Source organism: Alphaproteobacteria bacterium, assembly GCA_041396705.1.
Classification (GTDB): Bacteria; Pseudomonadota; Alphaproteobacteria; order CALKHQ01; family CALKHQ01; genus CALKHQ01.
In genome coordinates, this window is sequence record JAWKYB010000017.1 from 108,382 (window position 1) to 123,973 (window position 15,592).

12 protein-coding genes and 1 pseudogene are annotated in these 15,592 nt (G+C 69.8%); 10 read left to right on the forward strand and 3 right to left on the reverse strand.

Going from position 1 to position 15,592, the window contains the following annotated elements:
• Positions 1 to 324: 324 nt before the first annotated feature.
• Positions 325 to 1,527, reverse strand: a pseudogene (locus tag R3F55_21655) (argininosuccinate synthase).
• Positions 1,528 to 1,689: 162 nt separating this feature from the next.
• Here R3F55_21655 and R3F55_21660 point away from each other — a divergent pair.
• From R3F55_21660 to R3F55_21670, 3 genes are all read left to right on the forward strand, one after another.
• Complete coding sequence (locus R3F55_21660) at positions 1,690 to 2,616, forward strand: trypsin-like serine protease (GenBank protein MEZ5669991.1); 927 nt, start codon at positions 1,690 to 1,692, stop codon at positions 2,614 to 2,616.
• Between the two features lie 95 nt (positions 2,617 to 2,711).
• Positions 2,712 to 3,632, forward strand: a complete 921-nt coding sequence (locus tag R3F55_21665) for an S-adenosyl-l-methionine hydroxide adenosyltransferase family protein (GenBank protein ID MEZ5669992.1) — start codon at positions 2,712 to 2,714, stop codon at positions 3,630 to 3,632.
• Positions 3,633 to 3,678: 46 nt separating this feature from the next.
• The gene (locus tag R3F55_21670; GenBank protein MEZ5669993.1) at positions 3,679 to 4,533 is read left to right on the forward strand and encodes a trypsin-like serine protease; all 855 of its coding nucleotides are present in this window, start codon (positions 3,679 to 3,681) and stop codon (positions 4,531 to 4,533) included.
• Between the two features lie 7 nt (positions 4,534 to 4,540).
• On the opposite strand, the gene R3F55_21675 is transcribed toward R3F55_21670, so the two are convergent.
• Together R3F55_21675 and R3F55_21680 are read right to left on the reverse strand one after the other, a co-directional pair.
• Positions 4,541 to 5,281, reverse strand: a complete 741-nt coding sequence (locus R3F55_21675; protein ID MEZ5669994.1) for a sulfotransferase — start codon at positions 5,279 to 5,281, stop codon at positions 4,541 to 4,543.
• A 112-nt stretch (positions 5,282 to 5,393) separates the two neighbouring features.
• Positions 5,394 to 6,680 (reverse strand): UbiH/UbiF/VisC/COQ6 family ubiquinone biosynthesis hydroxylase, encoded by a 1,287-nt coding sequence (locus R3F55_21680; GenBank protein ID MEZ5669995.1) that lies wholly within the window; start codon positions 6,678 to 6,680, stop codon positions 5,394 to 5,396.
• Positions 6,681 to 6,908: 228 nt separating this feature from the next.
• Here R3F55_21680 and R3F55_21685 point away from each other — a divergent pair, with 228 nt between their 5' ends.
• The 7 genes from R3F55_21685 to R3F55_21715 form a co-directional block, all read left to right on the forward strand.
• Positions 6,909 to 7,247 (forward strand): P-II family nitrogen regulator, encoded by a 339-nt coding sequence (locus R3F55_21685; GenBank protein ID MEZ5669996.1) that lies wholly within the window; start codon positions 6,909 to 6,911, stop codon positions 7,245 to 7,247.
• Between the two features lie 210 nt (positions 7,248 to 7,457).
• On the forward strand, positions 7,458 to 8,642 hold the full coding sequence (locus R3F55_21690) for an ammonium transporter (protein MEZ5669997.1): 1,185 nt from the start codon (positions 7,458 to 7,460) through the stop codon (positions 8,640 to 8,642).
• A gap of 356 nt (positions 8,643 to 8,998) precedes the next feature.
• Positions 8,999 to 9,337, forward strand: coding sequence for a P-II family nitrogen regulator (locus R3F55_21695; GenBank protein MEZ5669998.1), 339 nt, complete (start codon positions 8,999 to 9,001; stop codon positions 9,335 to 9,337).
• Between the two features lie 12 nt (positions 9,338 to 9,349).
• Positions 9,350 to 10,807, forward strand: a complete 1,458-nt coding sequence (locus R3F55_21700; GenBank protein ID MEZ5669999.1) for an ammonium transporter — start codon at positions 9,350 to 9,352, stop codon at positions 10,805 to 10,807.
• 187 nt (positions 10,808 to 10,994) lie between these two features.
• Complete coding sequence (locus R3F55_21705) at positions 10,995 to 12,929, forward strand: nucleoside-diphosphate sugar epimerase/dehydratase (protein ID MEZ5670000.1); 1,935 nt, start codon at positions 10,995 to 10,997, stop codon at positions 12,927 to 12,929.
• Positions 12,930 to 12,976: 47 nt separating this feature from the next.
• The gene (gene purH, locus R3F55_21710) at positions 12,977 to 14,536 is read left to right on the forward strand and encodes a bifunctional phosphoribosylaminoimidazolecarboxamide formyltransferase/IMP cyclohydrolase (protein MEZ5670001.1); all 1,560 of its coding nucleotides are present in this window, start codon (positions 12,977 to 12,979) and stop codon (positions 14,534 to 14,536) included.
• Between the two features lie 855 nt (positions 14,537 to 15,391).
• Positions 15,392 to 15,592: hypothetical protein (locus R3F55_21715; GenBank protein ID MEZ5670002.1), on the forward strand; the 201-nt coding region annotated here is incomplete at its 3' end.

The following is a 15,592-nucleotide window of genomic DNA, read 5'->3' on the forward strand; positions in this document are numbered from 1 at the left end:
CTTCGCCGGACTCGGTAGCGGCGGCCGCCTCGGTCAGGTCGAAGCGGGGCGCCGCGGCGGGCTGTTCGGGTTGCGCCGGCGCGGCCGGTCGTTCGGGCTGCGCCGGCTCGGTAGGCGCCGGCGCCGGCGTATCGGGCACTTCCCGGGCGCCGTGGGTTTCCACCGCGATGCCGACGGACATGGTCGTCGGCGGCGCCGGCTCGGCCGACGGCCGGGGTGCGGCCGGGCCGGACTCGATGGCGATCTCGTGGCGGGCGTGCGGCGGGGCGACCGGCTCCGGCGCGGCGGGCCGGCTGGTCGCGCCGCTGCCAGCTCGGCCGCCCGCGCCAGCCGCAGGCGCAACGCGTTCAGCCGGATGAAGCCCTCCGCGTCGCGCTGGTCGTAGACCACGTCGTCCTCGAAGGTGACATGGGCCAGGCTGTACAGGCTGTTCGGCGACTTGCGGCCGGTGACGATGACGTTGCCCTTGTACAGTTTCAGCCGCACGGTGCCGGTCACCCGCTCCGACACCCGGTCGATTGCGGCCTGCAGCATCTCGCGCTCCGGGGCGAACCAGAAGCCGTTGTAGATCAGCTCCGCATAGCGCGGCATCATCTCGTCCTTGGTGTGCATGGCGCCGCGGTCCAGCGTCAGGCTCTCCATCGCGCGCCGCGCGGTGAACAGGATGGTGCCGCCGGGCGTCTCGTAGACCCCGCGCGACTTCATGCCGACGAAGCGGTTCTCGACGATGTCGATGCAGCCGATGCCATTCTCGCCGCCGAGCCGGTTGAGCTCGGCCAGCAGGCTTGCCGGGCTCAACCGCCGGCCGTTCACCGCCACCGGGTCGCCCCGCTCGAAGTCGATGGTGATTTCGGTCACCCGATCCGGCGCCTGCATCGGCGAGACCATGCGCGTGAGGATCAGGTCGTAGTCCGGCTCGTCCCAGGGATCCTCCAGGATCTTTCCCTCGGAGGAGATGTGCAGCAGGTTGGCGTCCTGGCTGAACGGCGCCTCGCCGCGCTTGTCCTTCGGCACCGGGATCTGGTGCTGCTCGGCATATTCCACCAGCCGGGTGCGGCTGGTCAGGTCCCATTCCCGCCACGGCGCGATGATCTTGATGTCCGGCTTCAGCGCGTAATAGCTGATCTCGAAGCGGACCTGGTCGTTGCCCTTGCCGGTGGCGCCGTGGGCGACCGCGTCGGCACCGGTCCGCTCCGCGATCTCGATCTGCCGCTTGGCGATCAGCGGCCGCGCGATCGAGGTGCCGAGCAGGTAGGTGCCCTCGTACAGCGCGTTGGCGCGGAACATCGGGAACACGTAGTCGCGGACGAATTCCTCGCGCAGGTCCTCGACGAAGATCTCGCGGATTCCCAGCATCTCGGCCTTGCGCCGGGCCGGCTCCAGTTCCTCGCCCTGGCCCAGGTCGGCGGTGAAGGTCACAACCTCGCAGCCATAGGTATCCTGCAGCCAGCGCAGGATGACCGACGTGTCCAGCCCGCCCGAATAGGCGAGGACGACCTTCTTCACGGAACTGCGGTGCGTTGACACGGCCGACCCTTTCCCCCGCGCTTGGTTTGGCGACGGTGTAGCCGTTCGGCGCGAGCGCTGGCAAGGAATCCGCTTCGCCTTTACCCGGCGTTAGCATCTTGGCAAGCCGCGCCGATGCATGGTGTCCGCCTTCGCAACCGTTCGCCAGAAGGGAGGAACGGCATGGGGCAGGCAGTCCGAACCGCCGTTGCGGCGGCGCTCGCGGCCTGGTGCGCCGCACCGGTGACGGCGGCGCTGGCCGAGGACGATTTCTGCGGCACGACGCAGCAACGCATCGCCGAGGGCGGCGCCACCATCCAGCTGCTGTTCGGCAACGACGACCGCGACACCCAGAACAGCAGCCGCTATCCATGGTCGGCGATCGGCCTGCTGGCCACACCGCTCAACAGCTGCTCCGGCACGTTGGTCGGCGACGCGGTGGTGCTGACCGCGGCCCATTGCGTGACCGATTATCTGCTCGGCGCCATTGCCGTCTCCGACATCCATTTCTACGCCGGCTATCAGGATCGCCACATGGTCGCCGACGCGGCGGCGCTGGACGTGGTGGTGGCGCCGGGCTACGTGCCCTCGCACGACGGGCCGATGAGTCCGCCGAGCACCGACTGGGCCTTCGTGCTGCTCGACCGCCCGATCGGCGAGCGGGCGGGCACGATACCGGTGCGCGACCTCGACGAGGACGCGCTCTACTATGCCGCGCGCGGTCGCTGGGGGCGGATCAGCCAGGGCGGCTACAGCATCGACCAGCCCGACCACCTCAGCGCCCATGTCGACTGCCGGGTGACGGGCTATCACGACGGCGGCTGGCTGGAGCATCGCTGCGACACGGTGCCGGGCGATTCGGGCTCGCCGCTGTTCGTCGAGCGCGATGGCGGCACCTTCGTGTTCGCCGTGGCCTCGGCGATGCACTGCGTGCGCGACGGCGAGGCGGTCTCGAACTCCGCCGCCGACGCACGCGCCTTTTTCGATACGTACCAGATGCTGGTCGCCGGCCGCAGCGGCACGGCGGCTGCGCCGCCGCCGGCGGTGGTGTCGCGCCCGACCGCGTCGGGCCCGCGCATCGTGCGCATCTGCGAGAACGGTCCCTGCTGAACCGATCGGCCGGTCGCGCCGACGGGACTTGACTTTGTCCGGCGGCGGGCCACCCTCGGCGCCCCGGTCTTCACGCGCAAGTTGACGAGGGCAAGATGCAGGCACTGATCGCGCGCGCCGCCGCACCAATCGCGGCCGCCGTCGCATTCGCCATGGCCGCCGCGGGCGCCATGGCCCAGGACACAATCGGCATCGTCGTCTACCAGACCGATTTCGGCCTGAAGGACGGCGCCGTCTCGGAAATGAAGGGGGTGGCCGTCGGCGTCGACCCGACGCTGCGGCTGGAGGACCTGACCCACGAGATCCCGGCCTTCGACATCTGGGAGGCGGCCTATCGCCTGAACCAGACCGTGCCCTACTGGCCGGCCGGCACCGTGTTCGTCTCGGTGGTCGACCCCGGCGTCGGCACCGACCGCAAGTCGGTCGTCGCCCGCCTGGACAGCGGCCACTATGTGGTCACGCCCGACAACGGCACGCTGACCCTGCTCGCCGACAGCCTGGGCCTGGCCGAGGTGCGCGAGATCGACGAGGCGAGCAACCGGCTGCCCGGCTCGGAGGATTCGTTCACCTTCCACGGCCGCGACGTCTATTCCTACACCGCCGCGCGGCTGGCGTCGGGCACCATCGGCTTCGAGCAGGTAGGCCCGTCGCTGGGCACCGCGCACGAGGCGATCGCCTATCAGCAGCCGGCCTTCGCCGACGGCGTGCTCAGCGGCACCGTCCCGGTGCTCGACGTCCAGTACGGCAACGTCTGGACCAACATCGACATGGCCACCTTCGACCGGCTCGGCGCCGCGCTGGGCGACGTGCTCAACGTCGCCATCGCGCACGAGGGCACCCAGGTCTACCAGGGCGCGATTCCCTACGTGACCACGTTCGGCGACGTGCCCGAGGGCGACCCGCTGATCTATTTCAACAGCCTGGGCAACCTGTCATTCGCCCTCAACTACGACGATTTCGCCGGAACCTTCGGCATCGAGTCCGGGCCGGCGTGGTCGGTGACGGTCTCGAAATAGGCGGCCGGGGGCGCGGTCGCGACGGTGCCGCCCGGGGCGCGCACTGATGCGCGCCACCGGCTGGATGCCCTATGCCGCGGTCGCCCTGATCCTGGTGCTGTTCGCCGGCGACCTGGTGTTGATCCGCTCCGGCTATCAGCAATATCGCGACGAGGCCGACCAGCCGCCCGACGAGCTGGTCTGCGGCATCAGCCAGCGCAGCCTGGCCGCGGGCGCCATCCCCGAGAATTTCCTCGGCGGCGAGGACGACCGGCGGCTGGTCGGCACGGTCGCCTATCCGTGGTCGGCGATCGGCGTGGTGTTTACCCCGGGCAGCCAGTGCAGCGGGGCACTGATCGGCGACGACCTGGTGCTGACCGCCGGCCACTGTTTCCCCGGCCTGGCCGAGGGCGCGATCGACGCGTCGGACGTCTGGTTCATCGCCGGCGTCACCTCCGCGGACGCGGTGGCCGAATCGCGGGCGGAGGCCGTCGCCATCAGCCCGACCTACAACCCGGCGCGCCATTGGCGCCCGTCGACCGACTGGGCGCTGGTCATGCTGGCCGACCCGATCGGGCGCGAGGCCGGCTCGCTGCCCGTCGCTTCGCCGCTGCAGGCGGAGCGGGCGCTGGAGAACGGGCCGTTGACCCAGGCCGGCTACAGTACCGACAGGCCGCTGGACCTGACCGCGCACCAGGGCTGCGCCGCCGATTTCGTCGACCCTCAGGGCTGGTTCACCCACAGCTGCGACGTGCTGCCCGGCGATTCCGGCTCGCCGATCCTGGCCGAGGTCGACGGCGCGCCGACCATCGTCGGCGTCACCACCAACATCTACTGCCGCGGCGACCGCGGCGCCGACGGCGGTGCCGCGGCCAGCACCGCGGCGTTCTGGTCGGCCATCCAGGCGGCCGCCAGCCCCTAGGCCGACTTCACGCCACCAGGCTGTAGATGCCGTAGGCCACCGCGGCCGCGGCGACGGCGAGGCCGGCGAGGATGACATAGGCGCCGCGGGTCATGCCGCGCAGCGCCTTCTTGATCTCGGCGCGGTCGTTGACGTTGGGGAAGGGCTCGTCGGGCACCGGCACGCCGAGGAATTCGCACAGCGGCGCCCAGCCCTGGTCGACGCTGAACACCAGCAGGCGGTCGGCGGGGACCGCGGCCTTCACCTCTTCGATGTGCCGGTTGTAGTGCGCGACCGCCGCCGCCCGGTCGGGCATGGTGCCGCGGTGCGAGCGCTGCCAGATCAGCTTGCGCGACATGTCGCCGAACTTGCGCCCGAACGGCGTGAACAGCGCCAGCACCTTGAACTGCCAGGCCGTCTCGGTGAAGTAGATCGTGTCGATCGTGCTTTCGAACCAGGCGTCGGCGCCGCGCGGGTGCAGCGTCAGCAGCACCTTGGCGTCGGGGTAGGCTTGCGCCAGTTCGCGCCAGACGCAGCAGGCCGGGTTGTCGATCGCGGCGGCATAGCCGGCGAACACCCGCTCCCAGTCGTGCTGCGCCCCGGCCGGGCCGTTGGCGACCCGGCGCCAGAAGTCGAGATGGTCCTTGTTGGCCTTGTTCCGCACCACCTCGATCATGTGATAGCAGGGCAGGCCCAGCCGGTTGAGAGCGACGTAGGTCGACATCGTGCCGGTGCGGCCGAAGCCGGCGCCGATCAGTTGGAGAGCCATGATTGCCGTCCGGTGACTGTGCCAGGGCGCCCGCTGCGCCACGTCCGGCCTTGACTCATAGCCGGTGCGCGGCCGTTGTCACGCCGCATCGCTGCGGCGGGCGTGACGGCCGTTACAGCCGCTTGCCGCGCACCAGCCGCGATTGGCCGCCGAGCACGCCCATGGCATGGCGCATCAGCACGCGTTTGACCGGCGGCAGGCGGTTGACGGCGGCGAGCCCCAGGTCGCGTGCGGCGCGTACCGGCCCGATGTCGTTGGAGAACAGGCGGTTGAGCGCGTCGGTGACCGTCGCCAGCACCAGGTTGTCGGCGCGCCGGCGGGCCTGGTAGGCGGCGAGCAGCTGCGGTCGGCCGACGTCGAGGCCGAGGCGGCGGGCATCGACGATCTCCTCAGCCAGCGCGGCGATGTCGCGCCAGCCCATGTTGAGGCCCTGGCCCGCGATCGGATGGATCGCGTGGGCCGCCTCGCCGACCAGCACGACCCGGCCGGTGCCGTAGCTGTGCGCCATGTGCAGCGCCAGCGGATAGGCGCCGCGCGGGCTGGCCAGGGCCAGATCGCCCATGAAGTCGGTGAAGCGCAGCCGAAGCGCCTCCAGGAAGGCGGCGTCGTCGAGCGCCGCGAAGCCGGCGGCCGCCTCGGCCGCCTCGCTCCACACCACCGACGACCGGTGCGGGAAGGCGGCCCGGGGATCGTCGGTCATCGGCAGGATGGCGAACGGGCCGCCGGGCAGGAACCGCTCGTGGGCGATGGCGCCGTGCGGGCGCTCGTGGGCGACGTTGCAGATGAGCGCGGTCTGGCCATAGCGGTGGCCGCTGACCTTGATGCCGGCCATCGTGCGCAGCGGCGAGGCGCTGCCGTCGGCGGCGGCGACCAGCTGGCACCGCACAATGCGGCCGTCGTCGAGCGCGAGGTCGGCGCCGTCGGCCCGGTTGTCGAGGCGCTCCACCACCGCCGGCGCCAGCACCCGCACCGACGGGCATTGGCGGATCCGTTGCATCAGCGCGCGGCGGATCAGGTGGTTCTCGGCGATGTGGCCGAGCGGGTCCGTGCCGACCTCGGCGTGGTCGTAGTGCAGGAACAGCGACGAGGTGAAGCCGCCGGGCCGGCCATCGGAGACGCGGATTTCGAGGATCGGCTGCGCGTCCGGCGCGAGCCGCGCCCAGACGCCGATGGCGTCCAGCGCGCGCTTCGACCCGAAGGCGATCGCCGTGGTCCGGCTGTCATGGCGGGTGCCGTCGAGTCGGTCGAGCGGGCTGCGCTCCACCAGCACGGTCTCGACCCCTGCGCCGCCGAGCGCCGCGGCGAGCGTGAGCCCGCTGAGCCCCGCGCCGACGACAGCGACCTCTGTCGTCAGGGTGGCGATTGTTTGTGCATCCTGGGCTGCTTTCTTTTCGGGCATAGAACCTGATCTGCCTATTTCTTGTGCTGTTGCCCGGAGGCGAACGTTATGCGGATGCCGCCAGGATAACGCGACCGCCGCGGGAATCCATGCGACCGCTCGTTGCGCCGGCCGGCCGCGATGTCCGGCACGGAACTTGCGGATTGGCGCCCGCACGGCGCGGCCGCGCCGTCGGTCACGGACAACGGGAAACAGGCGCGGCCGCTTGGCGGAACCAAGGGGGCAACCATGAAACTGGTCATGGCGGTGATCAAGCCGTTCAAGCTGGACGAGGTTCGCGAGGCGCTGACGGCCCTGGGCATCCAGGGACTGACGGTGAGCGAGGTGAAGGGTTTCGGGCGGCAGAAGGGCCAGACCGAGATCTATCGCGGGGCGGAATACGCGGTGAACTTCCTGCCGAAGGTGAAGATCGAGGTCGCGGTCAGCGACGACCTGGTCGATGCGGTGGTGGAGGCGCTGCAGAAGTCGGCCAACACCGGGCGGATCGGCGACGGGAAGATCTTCGTGCTCGACATCGGCCGCGCGGTGCGGATCCGCACCGGCGAGACCGGCGACGAAGCGCTGTAGGGGAAGAGAACGATGAATTCGCAGTCAATCTTGGCGAACCGGCTGGCGGCGCTGCTGCTGGTGCTGCTGGCCGCCTTCGCCTTCATCGAGCCGGGCTTCGCCCAGGACACCGCCGGAGCCGAGGGCGAGGCCACCGAGGAAGCGGCGCCGCAGGCCGACGAGGCAGCGGCCGAGGCGGCGCCGGCGGTCGACTCCGGCGATACCGCCTGGATGCTGACCTCGACCGCCCTGGTGCTGCTGATGACGGTGCCGGGCCTGGCCCTGTTCTACGGCGGCATGGTCCGCAAGATGAACGTGCTGGCGATCACCATGCAGTGCTTCGCCATCACCGCCCTGGTCACCGTGCTGTGGATGATCGTCGGCTACAGCCTGGCGTTCTCGCCGGGCGGCTGGCTGTTCGGCGGCCTGGACAAGTTCTTCCTGTCCGGCATGACCGTGGATGCGGTGGTCGGCACCATCCCCGAATCCGTGTTCATGACCTTCCAGATGACCTTCGCGATCATAACGCCGGCGCTGATCGTCGGCGCCTTCGCCGACCGCATGAAGTTCTCGGCGATGCTGCTGTTCATGGGCGGCTGGCTGCTGGTGGTCTATGCTCCGGTGGCGCACATGGTCTGGGGCGGCGGCCTGCTGGCGGAGTGGGGCGTGCTCGATTTTGCCGGCGGCACCGTGGTGCACATCAACGCCGGCGTTGCCGGGCTGGTCGCCTGCATCGTGATCGGCAAGCGCACCGGGTACCGCTCGGTGCCGTTCCCGCCGCACAACCTGGTGATCAGCCTGGTCGGCGCGGCGATGCTGTGGGTCGGCTGGTTCGGATTCAACGCCGGCTCGGAGCTGGCGGCCGACGGGCGGGCCGGCATGGCGATGGCGGTGACGCAGATCGCGGCTGCGGCGGCGGCGCTGGGCTGGATGTTCGCGGAGTGGACCAGCAAGGGCAAGCCCAGCGTGCTGGGCATCATCTCCGGTGCGGTGGCCGGCCTTGTCGCCATCACCCCGGCGTCGGGCTTCGTGGCGCCCGGCGGCGCTCTGGTCATCGGCATCGTTGCCGGCGTGGTCTGCTTCATCAGCGCGACCTCGATCAAGAACGCCCTCGGCTACGACGACTCGCTGGATGCCTTCGGCGTACACGGGGTCGGCGGCATCGTCGGCGCGGTGCTGACCGGCGTGTTCGCCACCAGCGCGGTGACCGGCGCCGAGGACCCGGTCGGGCTGCTGGAGGGCAACGGCGGCCAGCTGATGGCGCAGATCTATGGCGTCCTCGTCACCGTGGTCTATTGCGGGATCGTGACCCTGGTCCTGCTCAAGCTGATCGACTGGACCGTCGGGCTGCGGGTCGATACCGACACCGAGCGCGACGGCCTCGACCTCGCACTGCACGGCGAGACCGTCCAGTAGCCCTGGACGACGGCCGAACGCCCGCCGCGTCGCGGCGGGCCGGGGACCCGGGAAGCGCCTGCTTCCCGGGTCTTTCGTTTGGCCCCCGTGCCGGATCGCGCGTCGCGCTGCCTGTTTTCCGGGCAGAGTCTTGCTGCCCAATCCGGCAGCAGTCCGCCGCACCGTCGTCGCGCCGGCGAACCGGTGCGCAACCCGGCGGCGCGCGCAGCTGCGGGCCGGGTTTCCGGCGGATTTGCGCGCCGGCGGCACGGTTCTTGAAGGGCGTCGCCTCGACTTTTTCGTCTCGTTCTCGGTCGTCCGGCCAGCCCGGTCCCGGCGGAATGCGCGGCGGAAACACGCAAGCCAAGGGGGCAACCATGAAACTGGTCATGGCGGTGATCAAGCCGTTCAAGCTGGACGAGGTTCGCGAGGCGCTGACGGCCCTGGGCATCCAGGGTCTGACGGTGAGCGAGGTGAAGGGTTTCGGGCGGCAGAAGGGCCAGACCGAGATCTATCGCGGGGCGGAGTACGCGGTGAACTTCCTGCCGAAGGTGAAGATCGAGGTCGCGGTCAGCGACGACCTGGTCGATGCGGTGGTGGAGGCGCTGCAGAAGTCGGCCAACACCGGGCGGATCGGCGACGGGAAGATCTTCGTGCTCGACATCGGCCGCGCGGTGCGGATCCGCACTGGCGAGACCGGCGACGAAGCGCTGTAGGGGAAGAGAACGATGACTTTGCATGGAACTCTTGTGAACCGGCTGGCGGCGCTGCTGCTGGTGCTGCTGGCCGCCTTCGCCTTCATCGAGCCGGGATTCGCCCAGGACACCACCGGAGTCGAGGGCGAGGCCACCGAGGAAGCGGCGCCGCCGGCCGACGAGGCTGCCGCCGAAGGCGAGGCCGCGGTCGAGGACGAGGCGGCGGCGGCCGAGGAAGCGGTCGTGCTCACCCGGGCCAGCGACGAGACCCAGTTCGTCTTCAACACCTTCTCGTTCCTGGTCACCGGCTTTCTGGTGATGTTCATGGCGGCCGGCTTCGCCATGCTGGAATCCGGGCTGGTGCGCTCGAAGAACGTGACCACCATCCTGTGCAAGAACATCGCGCTCTATGCGGTCGCCGGGATCATGTACTGGCTGATCGGCTACAACCTGATGTACTCCGGCGTCGACGGCGGCTATTTCGGCGAGATCGCGGTCTGGACCACGCCGGATCCCGCGGCGGAGGGCGAGGGGCTCGGCTCCTATGCCGGCGCGTCCGACTGGTTCTTCCAGATGGTGTTCGTCGCCACCGCGGCCTCGATCGTCTCCGGCACCGTCGCCGAACGCATCAAGATCTGGCCGTTCATGCTGTTCGTGGTGGTGCTGACCGGCATCATGTACCCGATCACCGGCTCGTGGAAGTGGGGCCTGGGCTGGCTGCAGGAGGCCGGCTTCAACGACTTCGCCGGTTCGACCATCGTCCACTCGGTCGGCGGCTGGGCCGCGCTCGCCGGCGCCCTGGTGCTCGGCGCCCGCAAGGGCAAGTTCACCGCCGACGGCAAGGTCAACCCGATGCCGGGCTCCAACCTGCCGCTGGCGACGCTGGGCACGTTCATCCTGTGGCTCGGCTGGTTCGGCTTCAACGGCGGGTCGCAGTTGGCGCTGGGCACCGGCGCCGACGCCAGCTCGATCGCGCGGGTGTTCATCAACACCAACATGGCCGCTGCCGGCGGCGTGGTGGTCGCGATGATCCTGACCCAGCTTCTGTACAAGAAGATCGACCTGACCATGGTGCTGAACGGCGCGCTCGGCGGGCTGGTCAGCATCACCGCCGAACCGCTGACGCCGACGCTGGGCATGGCCCTCATCATCGGCGGCATCGGCGGCGTGCTGGTGGTGTTCGCGGTGCCGCTGATCGACCGGCTGAAGATCGACGACGTGGTCGGTGCGATCTCGGTCCACCTGATCTGCGGCATCTGGGGCACCATCGCGGTCGTGCTGACCAACGACGGGGCCAGCCTCGGCGCCCAGTTGCTCGGCATCGTCGCGATCGGCGCCTTCACCTTCATCGTCAGCCTGGTGCTGTGGACGATCCTGAAGGTGACGGTGGGGATCCGCGTCAGCGAGGAGGACGAGGTCCTCGGGCTCGACAAGGCCGAGATGGGCATGGAGGCCTATCCGGAATTCGGCCGCGGCTCGCAGACCATCTGACCTGCGGGTTCTTCCCGGACGCACCAGTCCGCATGCGTCTGACTGCCCCTTCCCGCGGCGCGGGAAGGGGCTTTCTCTTTCGCGCCTCTCGCGGCCCGAACGATGATGGCCTTTGCCGCCCGCTGTGCTAGGTTCGCGCCGTCCGGTCGACTGCGGGAACCATCGCTCGGTGGCGATTTCACTTCGATTGATCCAGCGTGCCGCGGTGGCGTTCGCCCATGACGTGATCATGGCCGGCGTCGCCTTCGTGGCGGCGCTGTACCTGCGCCTGGGCGACCTCCTGTGGTACGAGGACTGGACCCGGCTCGGGCTGGCGATCGGCCTGTTCGTCGCGGTGGCCGCGCCGGTGTTCTGGTTCGCCGGCCTCTATCGCGGCGTCTGGCGCTATGCCTCGATGCCGGACATGATCGCCATCGCCAAGGCGGTCACGCTGGTCCTGCTGGTCTATCTGCCGATCATGTTCCTGGTCACCAGGCTGGAGGGCTTCCCGCGCTCGACCCTGGTGATCGCCTGGTTCGTGCTGATGGCGCTACTGTGCGGGCCGCGCCTGCTGTACCGCCTGTTCAAGGACCGCCATGCCGGCCATGTGCTGGAGCAGGCCGACAGCTCGATGCGCCGCACCCGGGTGCTGCTGGTCGGCGCCGGCGACGAGGCCGACGTGTTCATCCGCGAGATGGCGCGCCGCCGCGACGCGCCCTATGAGGTGATCGGCATCATCGACGAGAAGGGCCGGCGCATCGGCCGCCAGATCCGGGCGGTGCGGGTGCTGGGCGACCTCGACGACCTGCCGCAGGTGGTCGCCGGCCTGCGCAGCCGCGGCCTGGCGCCGAAGCGGCTGATCCTGACCAAGCCGCGGATCCGGCCGGAGGTGATGGAGCGGCTGCTCGACCTCGCCGATTCCAGTGGCATGACGCTGGCGCGGGTGCCCGACCTCGCCCAGCTGCAGAAGGGCGGCGCCGGCAGCATCGACGTGCGCCCGGTGGCGATCGAAGACCTGCTCGCCCGTCCGCAGGCGGTGCTGGACCGCCCGGCGATGCGTGCCCTGGTCGAAGGCCGGCGCGTGCTGGTCACCGGGGCCGGCGGCAGCATCGGCGGCGAGCTCACCCGCCAGATCGCGGCGCTGGCGCCGGCGCACCTGACGCTGGTCGACGCCAGCGAGTACAATCTCTACGCCATCGACCGCGACATGCAGGAGCAGGCACCCGCGCTGCCGCGCGACGCGGCGCTGGCCGACGTGCGCGACCGCGGCCGCATGGCCGCCGTGTTCGCCGCCGCGCGGCCGGAGCTGGTGTTCCACGCCGCCGCGCTGAAGCACGTGCCGCTGGTCGAGGCCAATCCCGGCGAAGGCGCGCTGACCAACGTGGTCGGCACCCGCATCGTCGCCGACCTGTGCGTCGAGCACCGGGTCGACGCGATGGTGCAGATCTCGACCGACAAGGCGGTGAACCCGGTCAGCGTGATGGGCGCGACCAAGCGGCTGGCCGAGGCCTATGCCCAGGCCCGCGACATCGCCGGCGCGGCAACCGACGGCGCGGCGCGGCGGCCGCGCTTCGTCACCGTGCGCTTCGGCAACGTGCTCGGCTCCAGCGGCTCGGTGGTGCCGCTGTTCCAGCGCCAGCTGGAGCAGGGCGGGCCGCTGACCGTCACCCATGTCGACGCGGTGCGCTATTTCATGACGATCCGCGAGGCGGTCGAGCTGGTGCTGCAGGCTTCGGTCCTGGGCGTGGCCGAGGCCGAGGCGCCGCCGGGGCGCATCTTCGTGCTCGACATGGGGGCGCCGGTGCGCATCATCGACCTGGCCCGGCGCATGATCCAGCTCGCCGGGCTCAAACCCGACCAGGACATCGAGATCCGCGTCACCGGGCTGCGCCCGGGCGAGCGGCTGGCAGAGGATCTGTTCCACGAGATGGAGACCCTGGGCCGTACCCCGATCGACGGCATCCGCCTGGCCGAGCCGCGGGCCGCCGACCATGCCTTCCTGGCCCGCGCCATCGACGAGCTGCGCGCCGCCGCCGTGCGCGGCGACCTCGCGGGCTGCCTGAAGCTGCTGTGCCAGTACGTCCCCGAGTACCGCCCCGATGCCGCCGGTGCGGTCGGCGGGCAGTGGGCGGGCCAGTCGTGACCGCGGTGGTGGGGACCGGCCGCGGTGCCGGCGGCACCGGACGCACCATGCCGCGCCGCGCGTTGCTGTCGGTGTCGGACAAGGACGGGCTGGTCGACCTGGCGCGCGGCCTGGCCGAGGCCGGTGTCGACCTGGTCTCGACCGGCGGGACCGCGCGCGCGCTGCGCGATGCCGGGCTTGCGGTGCGCGAGGTGGCGGAGCTGACCGGCTTTCCCGAGGTTATGGACGGCCGGGTCAAGACCCTGCATCCGAAGGTGCACGGCGGCCTGCTGGCCCGTCGCGACGACCCGGGGCACATGGCCGCGGCCGAGGCGCACGGCATCGGCATGATCGACCTGCTGGTGGTCAACCTCTATCCGTTCGCCGCCACGGTGGCGTCGGGCGCCGGCTTCGCCGACTGCGTGGAGAACATCGACGTCGGCGGACCGGCGATGATCCGCGCCGCGGCCAAGAACCTCGATCATGTCGCCGTGCTGACCGATCCGGCCGACTATGCCGCCGTGCTCGACGAGATCGGCGAGGGCGGCATTGCCGCCGGCACCCGGCTGCGGTTGGCGCAGGCCGCCTTCGCCCATACGGCGCGCTACGACGCGGCCATTGCCGGCTGGCTGGCCGGCCAGCGCGGCGACCTGTTGCCGGCGACGCTGACGCTGGCTGGGCGCAGGGTGGCGGCGCTGCGCTACGGCGAGAATCCGCACCAGCAGGCGGCGCTGTACGACGACGGCAGCGGCAGGCCCGGTGCGGCCACGGCACGGCAGGCGCAGGGCAAGGCGCTCAGCTACAACAACCTGATGGACGCGGATGCGGCGCTGGCGCTGGCGGCGGAGTTCGACGTTCCGGTGGCGGTGGTCGTCAAGCATGCCAATCCGTGCGGCGTCGCCGTCGCCGACGATGCCGCGATGGCCTTCGCCAAGGCCCGCGCGGCCGATCCGGTCAGCGCCTATGGCGGCATCGTCGCGGTCAACCGGCCGATCGACGCCGCGCTGGCGCGCCAACTGGCGGAGGGTTTCCTCGAGGTGGTGATCGCACCGGCAATGGAGCCGGCGGCCGCCGACCTGCTGGCGGCCAGGTCGGCGCTGCGGGTGCTGTTGACCGGCGCGATGCCGGCGCCGGACCCGGACCGGCTGGTGCTGCGGCCGCTGTCGGGCGGATTCCTGGCGCAGACCGACGATGCCGAGCGGCCGGACCCGGCCCGCTGGTCGGTGGCGACTCGGCAGGCGCCGGACGCGGGGCAGACCCGCGACCTGGTGTTCGCCCAGATTGTGGTGAAGCACGTGCGTTCCAATGCGATCGTGCTGGCGCGCGACGGTGCCACGGTGGGCATTGGCGCCGGCCAGATGAGCCGGGTCGACGCCGCCCGCATTGCCATCGACAAGGCCGCTTCGGGCGCGCGCGAGGCTCAGGAGCTGCTGAGCCGGGCCGCCGGCGCGGTCGCCGCGTCGGACGCGTTCTTCCCGTTCGCCGACGGCCTCGAACTCTGCGCCGCGGCGGGCGTGAAGGCCGTGATCCAGCCCGGCGGCTCCAAGCGCGACGACGAGGTGATCGCGGCGGCCGACCGGCACGGCATCGCCCTGGTGACGACCGGCGTGCGCCACTTCCGGCACTGAGGGTTCGCGCGTCCGCCGCGTTAATGTTATCGGTCACATCGGCGGCGGCACAGGAGCGGCCGGCTGCGAACGCCCGCCCCGGTCGCGGGACTGGCCCGGCGTTCTCATCTCATTGCGGCAAAAGGATTTTCGATCGCCGCCGACGGGCGGGCAGAGCATTCGCAAGATCGGGTGCGCGCCGCCGCGACAGTGCGAGAGTGCACTTAGCATTACTAAATGGCAGTGATGTCGCAAGGTGCCGGCCGGGTTCAGGCATTCACCAGCCGACCCAAAAAGAAGTTGGCAAGAATATTTAGTTTTGTGTAGTCAATCCTCGATTACACAGAAAAATTGTTCGCCATCGCGCGTGCGCATTCGGTGGAGAGACCAGAGAATTCTGCCGACTTTCTTAAAGAGTCGGAGCCTTTCTTGCGGCAAAGCCAAGGAAGCTTTTGCTTGGACATATAATGTGCCAGACAAAATCGGGTCCGTATGGCCTAGAGTGGCCTGAAAATGCGGAACCACTGGCGAGAAATAGCGGGTGTTTCTCAGATTATCTATAGTAAATCCCGAAAGTCTATTGTGACGTTTTCGATATTGTCTGTAGTCACCGAGGTGTGATCGCGATCACAGTGCCTTGGGCTCGTCACTATGGTTAACGCGGCCCGACTTGATTTGTATCAAATGCCTCGAAAACTGTTGACTGAACCTTAACTCTTCGTTAATGCAGCCCATTGGGACAGGTAGGGCCGGCGCATCCCCAGCATTTCTCGGGGCGCGCTGGGGGATCAATTTTTTTGGGGGAAGATCATGGCTATTCGGTTTGACCGTCGCCGCGCGTCGAATCAGCAGCTCGATGGGCTCAGGCTTGCAGGAATGGCAGGTCTTCCCGTCCGGCAGGAGAGGCGGCGTCACCGCTTCGCCCTGCGCGCCACTTCGGCGATCACCACCGCCGCCGTCGCCACCAGCCAGCTGATGACGTCGGTCGCCTACGCCCTGCCGCAGGACGGCAACGTGGTCGAGGGCGATGCGACGATCACCTACGGCGAGAACTCGATCGTCATCCAGCAGAACTCC

Bases quoted from the DNA above. Each gene is read 5' to 3' on its own strand.
- R3F55_21665 (MEZ5669992.1), top strand. From the start codon at position 2,712: ATGCAGGCACTGATCGCGCGCGCCGCCGCACCAATCGCGGCCGCCGTC.
- R3F55_21700 (MEZ5669999.1), top strand. From the start codon at position 9,350: ATGACTTTGCATGGAACTCTTGTGAACCGGCTGGCGGCGCTGCTGCTG.
- R3F55_21690 (MEZ5669997.1), top strand. From the start codon at position 7,458: ATGCTGACCTCGACCGCCCTGGTGCTGCTGATGACGGTGCCGGGCCTG.
- R3F55_21695 (MEZ5669998.1), top strand. From the start codon at position 8,999: ATGAAACTGGTCATGGCGGTGATCAAGCCGTTCAAGCTGGACGAGGTT.
- R3F55_21680 (MEZ5669995.1), bottom strand. From the start codon at position 6,680: ATGCCCGAAAAGAAAGCAGCCCAGGATGCACAAACAATCGCCACCCTG.
- R3F55_21660 (MEZ5669991.1), top strand. From the start codon at position 1,690: ATGGGGCAGGCAGTCCGAACCGCCGTTGCGGCGGCGCTCGCGGCCTGG.
- R3F55_21670 (MEZ5669993.1), top strand. From the start codon at position 3,679: ATGCGCGCCACCGGCTGGATGCCCTATGCCGCGGTCGCCCTGATCCTG.
- R3F55_21685 (MEZ5669996.1), top strand. From the start codon at position 6,909: ATGAAACTGGTCATGGCGGTGATCAAGCCGTTCAAGCTGGACGAGGTT.
- purH (MEZ5670001.1), top strand. From the start codon at position 12,977: ATGCCGCGCCGCGCGTTGCTGTCGGTGTCGGACAAGGACGGGCTGGTC.
- R3F55_21675 (MEZ5669994.1), bottom strand. From the start codon at position 5,281: ATGGCTCTCCAACTGATCGGCGCCGGCTTCGGCCGCACCGGCACGATG.